Source organism: Blastomonas sp. AAP53, from assembly GCF_000331245.1.
GTDB lineage: Bacteria > Pseudomonadota > Alphaproteobacteria > Sphingomonadales > Sphingomonadaceae > Blastomonas.
This window is the reverse complement of the sequence record NZ_ANFZ01000014.1, coordinates 91075-102909: the sequence shown is the minus strand read 5'-3', so window position 1 is coordinate 102909 and position 11835 is coordinate 91075. Positions and strand designations below refer to the sequence as shown.

Genomic DNA, 11835 nt, shown 5'->3' with positions numbered 1-11835 from the left:
CCTGTCAGTGTTTGCGTGGCGATGGTCGGTCAGACCTTAACCGGCGCTGGCTGAGTGGGCTGCGGCCGCCGCGACAGCTGCCGCAAAGGTCTGGCCGCCGTCTGCCGTGCGGTCGAGCGAGAGCCAGGGTTCGATCAGCTCGATCTCCATCAGGCAGTAGCCGCCCTCGCCATCGCCCACCATATCGACGCGCGCATACAGCAGCTCTGCGTCAATCGCGGCCAGGGTGGCCAGCGCCAGCGCCTTGGCCGCTGCGGGTGGATCAATGGCCTGGGACTGGCCCCCGAACTGACCCTGGACGCGAAAATCGCCAGCGGCGGGACGCTTGACGATGGCATGAGCAAAGTCGCCTGCGAGCCAGAAAAGCGAATACTCGCCCTCGGTGGCGATCGCTGGCATCATCGGCTGCACCAGCATGGCGCGACCCAGAGCCTCAGCGGGGCAGGGGACCGCACCGCGCAGCAGCCATGTGTGGTCAGATCCTGCGGATACAGGCGGCTTGATCACCAGGTCTGCGCCACCAATGGCCGCCCGGGCATCGGCCAGGTTGCTCTCCCGCAGCGCCTCGTGGAACCGCGTCGGCACGATGGCGACGCTCTTGGCGGCCAGCTCCAGCAGATAGCGTTTGTCGGTGTTCCAGCGCAACACCTCCAGCGGGTTGAGGAAGCGCTTGCCCTGCCAACGGTCAAGCTGCGCCTGCCAGCGCGGCAAGTCGCGGTGATAGCCCCAGGCCATCAGCGGCAGCACCAGATCGACGTCGATCGGCGCAGGATCGGTCCACGCCCGCCATTCGACCGAAAGGCCATGCGCCGCGAGCAAGGGTTCGATGAGCGTCGCCTGATCGCGCCAGTCGTCATAGCGCTGCAGGTCGTTGTCATCGGGAATGAGAATGCAGATGCGCATAAAGCTTGCCTGATTGCATTGTCGAGGGAGGGGCGGGGAGCGGGATATGTCGGATCAGGCTTGATCGCCCAGGGCTTTCGGGTCAACAGTTTGCGCCATGACCGATCCCATGCCCGTAATCCAGAGCCTGTCTGCCGGGCTGCCGATCTTCATGCTGCATCTCGGGTCCGCAACGGCCGCCTGGGCGCTTGCGCTGGCCGTGTACATGTGGATCACGCCGCACCGCGAATTTGCGCTGATCCGGGACGGCAATGTGTCGGCAGCGGTGTCGCTGGGCGGCGCGGCTATCGGTCTGGCGCTGCCGCTTGCCTTTTGCCTGGCCGCATCGGTGAATGTCTGGGATGTGGTGATCTGGGGCAGCGTCACGCTGATCCTTCAACTGGTGGCGTTTCGCGTGGTCGACCTGATGATCGGCAACCTGTCGAAGCGGATCGAGGAGGACCAGCTTTCCGCCGCGATCTTTCTGGCCATGGTCAAGATCGCGCTGGCGTCGCTCAACGCGGCTGCTGTCGCCGGATAAGCGAATGGCGGAACCTCTTGCGAGGCCCCGCCATCCGTTGAACTCAGTTCGAGAACCGATCGCTTAGAAGCGGAACGCAGTCGTCACGCGCAGCGAGTGGAATTCGAAATTGGGGTCGCTGCGACGCATGTCGGTCTGGCCGCTCGTCAGCAGGAACGGGTTGGTCGCAGGCGCTGTGCCCGGTCCGACATTCACGACATAATCGTCGTTGGTGTAGGTGTTGTAGAGATACTCAAGGCCGATGCTCATGTTCGGCGCGATCTTGGCTTCTACGCCACCGCCGGCCTGCCAGCCCCACGACCAATCCTTGCCATTGCGCGGCGTGAACGCGTTGGCAGCGTTCGAGGTGCGGAAGCTGTTTTCCATGCGGCCATAGCTGACACCGCCGGTGCCATAGAACAGGATGCCACCGCCGGGGGTGTAGCCCGCGCGGGCGCGAGCGGACACGGCGTAATCGAGTTCACGCGTGAAAACGTAATTCGCCGGGGTGCTGCTGAAGGCAGTTGCCGAATCCTTGGCTTCCGAGCGGCTGCCTTCGACCAGCGCGCCGATCACGAAGTTGCCGTAACGCTTGTCGGCACCGATGCGGACGCCGTATTCAATGCCGTTCTGGTCCTGGGCGCAGCCGTCAGCGGCCAGGCTGGTGCGCGCCGAACCGCGGCAGAAGCCGGGTGCAAAGGCATTGGCGCCGGCTGCGGTGAACACGCCGTTGTCGAATTCGCCGTCGATGTCGGTGTCGAAGGCAACGCCTTCATCGCGGGGGCTCGACTGTGCCGAGTAGCCGAAATGGCCGCCGACATAGACGCCGTCAAAATCGGTGTCTTCCTTGACCGTCTGGGCGAATGCTGGAGTGGCCAGCATCGCGATGGCGATGGCCGAAACAGCGGAAATCTTGATGGGGGTTTTCATATAATCGCGTCCTTGCTTTTTGGTATTCAGACGGTTGCCAAACCTACAGAACCGGGAAAGGGTTCCAACATATTCAACAATGTTGACCCGGTGTTGCCAAAGGGTAACACCATTGTCGGTGAAGTGGGATGATCTGAACGCCAGATTAATATGATTGTTAGGACATGTTCATGCACAAACTAACTGATCACCTAAATGCCTTGGCTGATCTCTTGTTTCGGAATTCTTCGCTGGCCATGCTTGATTCTGTCGCTCATCGCATTAGCCTCGCAATTATGCACAACGCAGCCATTGGTTCCCCGGCGCCGGTCCGGTCATGAGCAGGACGAACGGGGGAAGCCGGCGCGGTTGCCTGCCCTGGGTGCTGGGTGGGGTCTTGTTGTGGGTCTGGTTCAGCGGCGACGGCGAACAATGGAGGGATGCTCCCCTCAGTGTCGAGCAATTCGACCCGCGCAGCCCGCGCCGGCCTTTGCCGAACATTGGCGAAAGTTTCATCATCGCCGATCCGGGGCCGCAGCAGGACAGCCAGGGTACTGCCTTTGCGGTGGATCGCGACGGCACGTGGCTGACCGCGCAGCATGTCACCAACAATTGCGACCGTATCGGGATGGTGGCCGATGACGGTATCGATGCCATATCCGACGTCATCGAAAGCCGCGAAGCGGACGTCTCGGTGATCCGCCAGGGGCCGCTGCCCGAATTTGCGCTGGCGTTGACCGATGATCTGCCGTCCGAAGGCAGCCTAGGCTATCACATGGGCTTTCCCGCAGGCGAGCCCTCGGTGGTCGTGTCTCGCTATATCGGGCAGGCTTATGCAGCACGGGGCGGGCCGGGCGGGCAGACAGAGCCGATCCTGGTGTGGGCCGAGGCGGATCGCCTGCCACCTGCCGATGGCCCGCTGGGCGGGATCAGTGGCGGGCCGACCTTCGACGCACAGGGCCGCGTCGTCGGTGTCAACGCGGCATCCACCCCCCGGCGGGGTCGGGTGCTGACCACCGACCCGGAGGCAATCTTGCGTCTGGTCAACGCGAGCGCAGCCGTGGACGATATCGGCGAGGTCACCGACCTTTCGAGCCCTGCGCGCGCCGTTCGGCTGTTCCAGGCCTTGCTCGACCGCGGCGTCATCCGGCAGGTCTATTGCGATGTCCGCTAGGGCTGGCTATGGGCGCGGCACGCTTATGCCAGAACGGACCTCAATATGACCGATACCCCCGAAACCGCCGACCAGACCCCGACCGCCGCCGCCACGGGCGCTGCCGATGTGCCGCCGGACCGGATCGCGATCAGCCCGCGCAGCCCGTTCTTCAACGAAGAGCTGCTGGCGCGCGGCATCGGCATCCGCTTCAAGGGCGTCGAGAAGAACAATGTCGAGGAATACTCGATCTCGGAAGGCTGGATCCGCGTTCAGGCGGGCAAGACGCTCGACCGCAAGGGCCAGCCTCTGACGCTCAAGCTCAGCGGCCCTGTCGAGGCATGGTACAAGGATCTGGGCGAAGACGCGCCCGTCGCCAAGGCGTAATCGCCGGGCGTCAATCAACCGCCGACACGGCCGATCAGATCACCGATCGGGTCGGCCTCAAGTCGCGGCGGTGCGTCATGCGGTGACGTATGCGCGCTTTGGCGCTGCGATTTGGCCTGCCTCTTGAGGTATTTCGCGTATTCCCTGCGCTGCTTTTCGATCTGCTTGAGCCGTTTGCGCGCGTCCTTTTCCGCCTGCCGCTGCGCCTTGCGCTCGGCGCGGGTCAATGGGCCACGGGGCTGATCTGCAGACGCGATCTGCACCGGCGGGGTCTGGAGCTGGCCGGGTCTGCGGCCCTGCGGATAGATGAAGCCGTGCACCGGATAGCGCGTGGTGCCAAGGCCGCCGATCGGCGAATACCAGACCCGCACCTCGCTCCAGTCGTTGGCCGCCGAAACGTCTTCGGCCAGCACGTTGCGTTCGATCTGGCCCTTGCGACCGTTGATCGGTGACCAGTTGGCGTGATCGAGCAGCACCCGGCGCGAATCGATGACCTTGCTGACAGCGGCGACATGGCCCAGCTGCATCGAGCGGTACGGCTTGAACGCCAGCACCGCGCCCGCCACCGGGCGCTTGCCGCGTTCATAGCGACCATCGGCCTGCTGCCACCAGCTGTGCGCATCGCCATACAGTTCGATACCACTCACCTGACGGGCATAGGGCACGCACTGCAGCATTGCCTCCTGCGCGACCGCGGGGCCACTTGCGAACGTCAGTGCAGCAGCAACGGCCAGCACGGTCAGGATTCCGGGGCGCAGGAACATCAAGGCCAAATTGCGGCAAAATGGTTCACAAAGGGTTTACCGCCTTTGCCGCTTGACGTGACCTTATATTTCCATGATATTGGAAATATGGAATCGACGGGCTCTTTGTGCATTGATCGTGTCGCGGGCGGTGGCGTGCAAGTGCCACTCAGCAGCGCGGATGTGATCACCGCGCTGGCCGCGCTGGCACAGGAGCACCGTCTCGCCGCGTTTCGACTGCTGGTTGAAGTGGGTCCCGAGGGAGTGAGCGCAGGCGATCTGGCCGACCGGCTCGCCATTCCGCGCTCGTCGCTGTCGTTCCACCTCAACCAGATGATGCAGGCCGGGCTCATCGTGCAGCGTCGGGAGAGCCGATCGCTGATCTATTCCGCCGACTTTGCCGCGATGGCTGCACTGGTCGGCTTTCTGACCGAAAACTGCTGCCGGGGCTCCGGTTGCTGACACGCTATTGCAAGGGAGAGACCTGATGAAGCGCATGCATGTCCACGCCAAGACCCGCGATCTCGATGGATCGATCGCCTTCTATTCCGCCATGTTCGGTGCCGAGCCGACGGTGGTGAAGAGCGACTATGCCAAGTGGCAGCTGGAAGATCCGCGCGTCAATTTCGCGATATCGGTCGCAGGATGCGGCGCCAGCGAAGGCATCGAGCATCTGGGCATCCAGGCGGAAAACACCGACGAGCTGGCTGACGTGTATGCAGGCCTGGCCAAGGCCGACCGGCCGGTGCTGGAAGAAGGCAAGACCACCTGCTGCTATGCCCGGTCGGAAAAGAGCTGGGTCAAGGACCCCAACGGCATCGTGTGGGAGGCCTTTTTCACCGATGGCGAGGCGACGGTCTATGGCGATCCCGGCCCGGTCGCCAAGGGGGCGTTGAGCGCGCCCGAGACGACCTGCTGCCCGACGATGTGAGGCATTCACAGCGATGATCCGCATCCTGTTCCTGTGCACCGGCAATTCGGCGCGTTCGATCCTGGCAGAGGCCCTCGCCAACCATCTGGGCGAGGGGCGATTGCTGGCATTCTCTGCGGGCAGTTTCCCCAAAGCCGAACCGCATCCGATGGCGCTCAAGCTGCTGGCGGAGCGCGCGATCACCGGCGATTTTCGTTCGAAAAGCTGGGACGAGTTTGCAGCGGCGGATGCGCCGCCGCTAGATATCGTCATCACGGTCTGCGACAATGCCGCAGGCGAGATCTGCCCGATCTTTCCCGGCCGCGCGATCAAGGCGCATTGGGGCATTCCCGATCCGGCTGCCGTGGACGGCGATGGTCAGCGCGCGGCGTTCGAGACCGCGTTCGACCAGATGCAGGCGCGGATTGCGGCGCTGCTGGAACTTGATCTTGCAAGCGATGGCCAACCTCTCCAGCGTCAGTTGAGGGAAATCGGGCGATTCGAGGGGGCGACAGATGGGGCAACAGGCGCGGCGGCTGATCGCTGAGGGGCTGGGGTCGGCACTGCTGTTCGCCTGCGTCGTCGGTTCTGGAATCATGGCGGAGGAGCTGGCTGGGGGCAATGTCGCGATCGCGTTGCTCGGCAACACGCTTGCCACCGGCGCGATCCTATATGTGCTGATTACCATCTTCGGCCCTATATCGGGCGCGCATTTCAATCCGGCAGTGACCTTCGTGATGCGGCTGCGCGGGGAGATCGCCACGCGCGATGCGCTGGCGTTCATTGTCATGCAGCTGACAGGCGGGATCATCGGCATCTTCGTGACCCACCTGATGTTCGACCTGCCGATCTTGCAAACTTCGACCAAGGCGCGCGCCGGGATCGGCAACTGGACAGGCGAATTCGTCGCGACGTTCGGCCTGTTGCTCACCATCCTGGGCGCGGTCCGCTACCGGCCCGACAACGTCCCCGCCGCCGTCGCGCTGTATATCGTGGCGGGATACTGGTTCACCAGCTCGACCAGCTTTGCCAACCCCGCGATTGCCGTGGCGCGCTCTCTGTCGAACAGCTTTGCCGGCATCGCGCCTGGCGATGTGCCGATGTTCGTCGTGATGCAGTTGGCCGGGGCGTTCGCAGCCTATGCTGCTGGGCGTGTCCTGTTTGTCGACGAACCTGCAGGTGCTACTCCGTGTCCGTAGCGCCGACGTCCCTCGACTTCGCTCGGGAACTCGGAAAGGGTAGCGTCGATACTGAGCTCCACCCCCGTCTGTCCCGAGCGAAGTCGAGGGACGTTGCGCACTAGCCACAGCGCATTTCCGAAAGCGCGTTGAAGCGCAGCGTTCACTTCATCCATGACAAAGCCGCGCAAAACGCCTATGCGCCGCGGAATCATGTCCACCCCCATCACGATCCCCGCCCCGCCGAAAGTCGGCATGGTCTCGCTCGGCTGCCCGAAAGCCCTGGTCGATTCCGAACGCATCCTCACCAAGCTGCGCGCCGAGGGCTATCAGATGTCCGGCGACTATGCGGGGGCCGATGTCGTTCTGGTCAACACCTGCGGTTTCCTCGACAGTGCCAAGGAAGAGAGCCTGGATGCGATCGGTGAGGCGATGGCCGAAAATGGCCGCGTTATCGTCACCGGCTGCATGGGCAACGAGGCCGACGTCATCCGCGCCCGCTTCCCCGATGTGCTGGCAATCACCGGCGCGCATCAGTATGAGGATGTGGTGCAGGCCGTGCACGACGCCGCCCCGCCAGCACGCGGTGCGTTCATCGATCTGGTGCCCGAAGGCGGCATCAAGCTGACCCCGCGCCACTACAGCTATCTCAAGATTTCCGAAGGCTGCAACCACCGCTGCGCGTTCTGCATCATCCCCAGCTTGCGTGGTGACCTAGTCAGCCGCCGCATCGATGCGGTGCTGCGCGAGGCGGAAAAGCTGGTTGCGGCGGGCACGCGCGAGCTGCTGGTGATCAGCCAGGATACCTCGGCTTATGGCGTCGACACCCGGCATGAGCCGCGCGACTGGAAGGGCCGCCCCGTGCGCGCGCACATGACCGATCTGGCGCGCGAGCTGGGCGGATTGCGCACGGCAGAGGGCAAGGCGCCCTGGGTGCGGTTGCATTATGTGTATCCGTACCCCCATGTCGACCACGTCATCCCGCTGATGGCCGAAGGGCTGTTGACGCCCTATCTCGATATCCCGTTCCAGCATGCAGCCCCTGCCGTTCTCAAGCGGATGAAGCGCCCGGCGAACGAGGCTAAGGTGCTCGACCGGATCAAGGCCTGGCGGCAGATCGCGCCCGATATCACCATCCGCTCGTCGTTCGTCGTGGGCTTTCCCGGCGAGACCGAGGCGGATTTCCAGTATCTGCTCGACTGGCTGGACGAGGCACAGCTCGACCGCGTCGGCGGCTTCCGTTTCGAACCCGTCGAAGGTGCAGCGGCCAACGCGCTGCCCAATCCGGTGCCAGAGGAAATCAAGGAAGAACGCTACCAGCGGCTGATGGAAAAGACCGCCGCGATCAGCGCCGCGAAACTCTCTGCCAAGGTTGGCCGCACGCTGCCGGTGATCATCGACGAGATCGGCGAGCCCGACGAGGACGACGGCTCGGTTGGCGCCACGGGTCGCTCGCAGGCTGACGCACCCGAGATCGATGGTCATGTGTATCTGCGCGATGTGTCTGAAGGACTGGAGCCGGGATCGTTCGTTGATGTGCTGGTCGAGGATGCGGACGAGCATGATCTGTATGGGGTCATTGCGGGCTGAGGCTGGTGTCTGCGGGCGTTTTCGGGCGCTCCGCACTCCGGGCCGGGGCAGGGGATGCAGGCTGGCCCTGCCAATCCACATCTCGTTAACCATTCCGCGATAGCCTGCTCTGGACCGAATTTCGGCCAGAGTGAGGACGTCGCCTTGAAAAAGCCAACCCGATCGCCTGCCGGGCGCCCAAAGGGCAGCCTTGCGGTGGCCATGATCGTCCGCAACGAGGCGCGCTGCATCGCCCGTTGCCTCGACAGCGTGCGGCCCTGGGTCGACAAGATGGTCGTTCTGGACACCGGATCCACCGACAACACCATTGAACTGGCCCGGCAGGCGGGTGCTGACGTGTACGAGATGGAGTGGCCGGGAAGCTTTGCAGAGGCGCGCAATCGATCGCTCGAGCTGGCCGATGCGGACTGGAATCTGGTGATCGATGCCGATGAGTGGATCGAGTCCGGTGGCGAGCTTCTGCGTTCTTGGTGCCAGACACCCCATCGCCTGGGCGTGGTCTGCCAGCGGAGCGCGTTTGAACTCGCAGGCGTGAAGGGCGCGCAACCCGAAGGACAGCACTGGATCACCAGGATACTCCCCCGCAACGTTCGCTTCGAGGGACGGGTGCACGAGCAGGCCGCCTCAACCCTCCCGCGTGTCAGGGTGGATTTGTACCTGGGGCATGATGGCTATCTGGATGCCCAGCTCGATACCAAGCGTGACCGCAATGGTTCGCTGCTTCTGCTCGATCTGGAGGACAGTCCCGGCGATCCCTACATTCTGTATCAGCTGGGCAAGGAAACCGAAGTGCGCCGCGAGTTCGCCGCGGCGAGCGAATATTTTCGCCAGTCGCTTGCCGCCACTCCAGCCGACGCAAACTGGCTGCACTGTCTTTCGACGCGCTATCTCTACTGCCTGGGCCAGGTTGGCGATTTCGATACGGCCTTTGCCTTTGCCGACCAGTTCATGATGCGATGGGAAAAGTCGCCGGACTTCTTTTTTGTCCTCGGCAACCTTGCGCTGGACAAAGGCATGACCGATCCGGCGAATGCGCTGGATGAATGGATTCCATTGGCCGTCTCGGCCTGGGAGCGATGCCTTGAGATCGGCGATCAACCGCTGCTTGAAGGTAGCGTCCATGGCCGCGGCAGTCACCTTGCCAGAACCAATCTGGACGCGATCCGGTCGCAGCTGCCTGGCCTCGCTGCCTGACAGCAGACGGCCGATGCTATGAGGCCTGAACCGGCAGCCCGCCTTGCGGCTTGGCCTCTTTCAAAACGAAGCTGGTGCTGATCGCCTTGATCCCTGCGACCGGGCGAAGCCGCCTGTTGGCGAAATCCGCATAGCTGTCGAGGTCGCGGCTCACCACGGTGAGGATATAGTCGGCGCCGCCGGTGACCTGGTGGCAGGCGATGACCTCGTCGAGATCGGCCACCGCCGCCTCGAATGCGCGGGTCACCGCTTCGCCGTGGTCGGAAATTTCGACGCTGACATAGGCGAGCACGCCAAGGCCCAGCGCGCGCCGACTGAGCCTGGCGGAATAGCCCCTGATCACGCCATCGCCCTCCAACCTGCGCACCCGCCGCCAGCAGGGGGACGCGGACATGCCGACGGTTTCGGCAAGCTCGGCATTGGTGATGCGGCCGTTGTCCTGCAAGGCGCGCAGGATGCGGATATCTTCCGGTTCAAGATCAATCATGGAAAGAACCTACCTGAAACAGCTAATTTACGAAAGAGTTGATCGATTGATGACGATATCGGGCAAGATTCAGACAGGATTTTTCACGCCCGCCATGGTATCTTTCCGCTTCAAGTATTGTTTCAGGGGACGCAGCATGGAAAACCTTCTCATCAGGCCCGACGCGGTCGATTTTTCGGTCATTCCCGATGTGCCCGCAGAAACCTGCGTGGCCCCGCTCCAGCGCCCGGCGCATCTGGGCGAGGATTGGCTCGAGCCGCAGCAGCGCGTCTACACGCCCGAAGAGCATGGCATCTGGGACGATCTGTTCGCCCAGCAGATGGATGTGCTGCCGGGCCGCGCGGCGAGCAGCTTCATGGCGGGGCTGGAGCGGCTCGAGCTGGGGCGCGGCGGCGTGCCCGATTTCGGCGCGCTGAGCGAGGAACTGCAGCCGATCACCGGCTGGTCGGTGGTGCCGGTGCCGATGCTGATCCCCGATCACGTGTTCTTCTATCACCTCGCCAACCGGCGCTTCCCGGCGGGCAATTTCATCCGCTCGCGCGAACAGTTCGATTACATCTCCGAGCCCGACGTGTTCCACGACGTTTTCGGCCATGTGCCGATGCTGACCGATCCGGTCTATGCCGATTATATGCAGGAATATGGCCGGGCAGGCTGGAAGGCGCTGGCGTACAACCGGTTGAAGGCACTGTCGGCGCTGTACTGGTACACGGTCGAATTCGGGCTGATCCGCGAGGCCGATGGCATCAAGGCCTATGGCGCGGGCATCTTGTCCGGCCCGCTCGAGGCGAAGTTCTCGGTCGAAGGGCAATCGCCCAACCGCATTCATCTGGAAGTCGACCGGGTGATGCGCACCGACTACGTCATCTCGGACATGCAGCCGACCTATTTCGTGATCGACAGCTTCGAGGAACTGTTCCGCAAGACGGTGGAGCGCAATTTCGACGATCTGTATCGCGGGCTGAACCCGGGGTTCACTTATTCCAACCAGGCGGTGCTGGGTGGTGACAAGGTCTATCACCTCGGCACGCAGGAATATGCCAATCGCGGCGGGCAGGGGTCGGGCGCAAAGCCTGTTTGAACAGCCCTGTCTGAGCCAAATGCATTTCGGGCAGCCGGCATCTCTGCCGACTGCCCTAAACTGAAAGTCAAATCGAGTGATCAGGCCTTGGGCGTCAGCACACCGTCGATGACATGGATCACGCCATTTGACTGGGGCACGTCCGCCTGAGTGACGATCGCGGTGCTTCCACCTTCACCGGTCAGCACGACATTGGCGCCATCCATCTTGGCAGTGAGCTTTTCACCCTGAACGGTGGTCAGCGTCGCGGTGCCACTGCCGTCGGTGATGGCCTTGGTCAGATCGGCTGCGGTCATGCGACCGGCAACGACGTGATAGGTCAGGATGCCCGACAGCTTGTCCTTGTTTTCAGGCTTCAGCAGCGTGTCGACGGTGCCGGCGGGCAGCTTTTCGAACGCGGTGTTGACGGGCGCAAAAACCGTGAACGGTCCTGTGCCAGCGAGCGTATCGACCAGGCCGGCAGCCTTGACCGCAGCGACCAGCGTTGTGTGAATCGGCGATTCCGATGCGTTTTCGACGATGTTGCGCGAAGGAAGCATTGCTGCGCCGCCGACCATGACGTTGCCCGATGGGTCCATGCTGTTGGCGGCGGTACCGTCGGTGGCCATCGGCGCGTCAGCCGGAGCGGTCACATCGGATTCGGTGGTCACGGTTTCCGATCCGCAAGCGCCGAGCATCAGGGCCGAAGTCGCCACGAATGACGTAAGAAAAGCGGTTTTCATTGAAGAGTCTCCTTTTGCGCCGACCATTTTCGATTCCACATCGCGCGTTTGAATTCGCGCTGATGGCTAGCCATGATGA

Annotated in this window: 15 protein-coding genes; 10 read left to right on the top strand and 5 right to left on the bottom strand. The window is 63.1% G+C overall.

Annotated features, from left to right (window positions below):
- Positions 1–36 precede the first annotated feature (36 nt).
- The gene (locus D618_RS0113205; RefSeq protein ID WP_017672003.1) at positions 37–903 is read right to left on the bottom strand and encodes a hypothetical protein; all 867 of its coding nucleotides are present in this window, start codon (positions 901–903) and stop codon (positions 37–39) included.
- A gap of 97 nt (positions 904–1000) precedes the next feature.
- On the opposite strand from D618_RS0113205, the gene D618_RS0113200 reads away from it, so the two are divergent.
- Positions 1001–1423: a DUF350 domain-containing protein gene (locus tag D618_RS0113200; protein WP_017672002.1), complete on the top strand. Its 423-nt coding sequence runs from the start codon at positions 1001–1003 to the stop codon at positions 1421–1423.
- Between the two features lie 63 nt (positions 1424–1486).
- On the opposite strand, the gene D618_RS0113195 is transcribed toward D618_RS0113200, so the two are convergent.
- Complete coding sequence (locus D618_RS0113195; protein WP_017672001.1) at positions 1487–2332, bottom strand: outer membrane beta-barrel protein; 846 nt, start codon at positions 2330–2332, stop codon at positions 1487–1489.
- A gap of 469 nt (positions 2333–2801) precedes the next feature.
- On the opposite strand from D618_RS0113195, the gene D618_RS0113190 reads away from it, so the two are divergent.
- Both D618_RS0113190 and D618_RS0113185 read left to right on the top strand, forming a co-directional pair.
- Positions 2802–3485 carry a serine protease gene (locus tag D618_RS0113190; protein ID WP_238550678.1) on the top strand — a complete coding sequence of 228 codons (684 nt, stop codon included), beginning with the start codon at positions 2802–2804 and terminating at the stop codon, positions 3483–3485.
- A gap of 45 nt (positions 3486–3530) precedes the next feature.
- Positions 3531–3851 carry a DUF3297 family protein gene (locus D618_RS0113185; RefSeq protein ID WP_017671999.1) on the top strand — a complete coding sequence of 107 codons (321 nt, stop codon included), beginning with the start codon at positions 3531–3533 and terminating at the stop codon, positions 3849–3851.
- A gap of 14 nt (positions 3852–3865) precedes the next feature.
- Here the strand turns inward: D618_RS0113185 and D618_RS19725 are convergent, their stop codons facing one another.
- Positions 3866–4528, bottom strand: coding sequence for a CHAP domain-containing protein (locus D618_RS19725; protein WP_238550682.1), 663 nt, complete (start codon positions 4526–4528; stop codon positions 3866–3868).
- 174 nt (positions 4529–4702) lie between these two features.
- Here D618_RS19725 and D618_RS0113175 point away from each other — a divergent pair, with 174 nt between their 5' ends.
- The 6 genes from D618_RS0113175 to D618_RS0113150 all read left to right on the top strand — a co-directional run bounded on the left by D618_RS0113175 (position 4703) and on the right by D618_RS0113150 (position 9466).
- Positions 4703–5056, top strand: a complete 354-nt coding sequence (locus D618_RS0113175; RefSeq protein ID WP_017671997.1) for a metalloregulator ArsR/SmtB family transcription factor — start codon at positions 4703–4705, stop codon at positions 5054–5056.
- 25 nt (positions 5057–5081) lie between these two features.
- On the top strand, positions 5082–5525 hold the full coding sequence (locus D618_RS0113170; protein WP_017671996.1) for an ArsI/CadI family heavy metal resistance metalloenzyme: 444 nt from the start codon (positions 5082–5084) through the stop codon (positions 5523–5525).
- Between the two features lie 13 nt (positions 5526–5538).
- Positions 5539–6051, top strand: a complete 513-nt coding sequence (locus tag D618_RS0113165) for an arsenate reductase ArsC (RefSeq protein WP_017671995.1) — start codon at positions 5539–5541, stop codon at positions 6049–6051.
- Positions 6020–6703: an MIP/aquaporin family protein gene (locus tag D618_RS0113160; protein ID WP_017671994.1), complete on the top strand. Its 684-nt coding sequence runs from the start codon at positions 6020–6022 to the stop codon at positions 6701–6703. The genes D618_RS0113165 and D618_RS0113160 overlap by 32 nt, the downstream gene beginning before the upstream one ends.
- Positions 6704–6895: 192 nt before the next feature.
- Positions 6896–8272: a 30S ribosomal protein S12 methylthiotransferase RimO gene (gene rimO, locus D618_RS0113155; RefSeq protein WP_026091661.1), complete on the top strand. Its 1377-nt coding sequence runs from the start codon at positions 6896–6898 to the stop codon at positions 8270–8272.
- 54 nt (positions 8273–8326) lie between these two features.
- On the top strand, positions 8327–9466 hold the full coding sequence (locus tag D618_RS0113150; protein WP_238550677.1) for a glycosyltransferase family 2 protein: 1140 nt from the start codon (positions 8327–8329) through the stop codon (positions 9464–9466).
- Between the two features lie 16 nt (positions 9467–9482).
- Here the strand turns inward: D618_RS0113150 and D618_RS0113145 are convergent, their stop codons facing one another.
- Positions 9483–9953, bottom strand: coding sequence for an Lrp/AsnC family transcriptional regulator (locus tag D618_RS0113145; RefSeq protein ID WP_017671991.1), 471 nt, complete (start codon positions 9951–9953; stop codon positions 9483–9485).
- A gap of 136 nt (positions 9954–10089) precedes the next feature.
- Here D618_RS0113145 and phhA point away from each other — a divergent pair, with 136 nt between their 5' ends.
- Positions 10090–11034, top strand: coding sequence for a phenylalanine 4-monooxygenase (gene phhA, locus D618_RS0113140; RefSeq protein ID WP_152414723.1), 945 nt, complete (start codon positions 10090–10092; stop codon positions 11032–11034).
- An 80-nt stretch (positions 11035–11114) separates the two neighbouring features.
- Here the strand turns inward: phhA and D618_RS0113135 are convergent, their stop codons facing one another.
- The gene (locus D618_RS0113135) at positions 11115–11642 is read right to left on the bottom strand and encodes a fasciclin domain-containing protein (RefSeq protein WP_040370770.1); all 528 of its coding nucleotides are present in this window, start codon (positions 11640–11642) and stop codon (positions 11115–11117) included.
- Between the last annotated feature and the right edge of the window lie 193 nt (positions 11643–11835).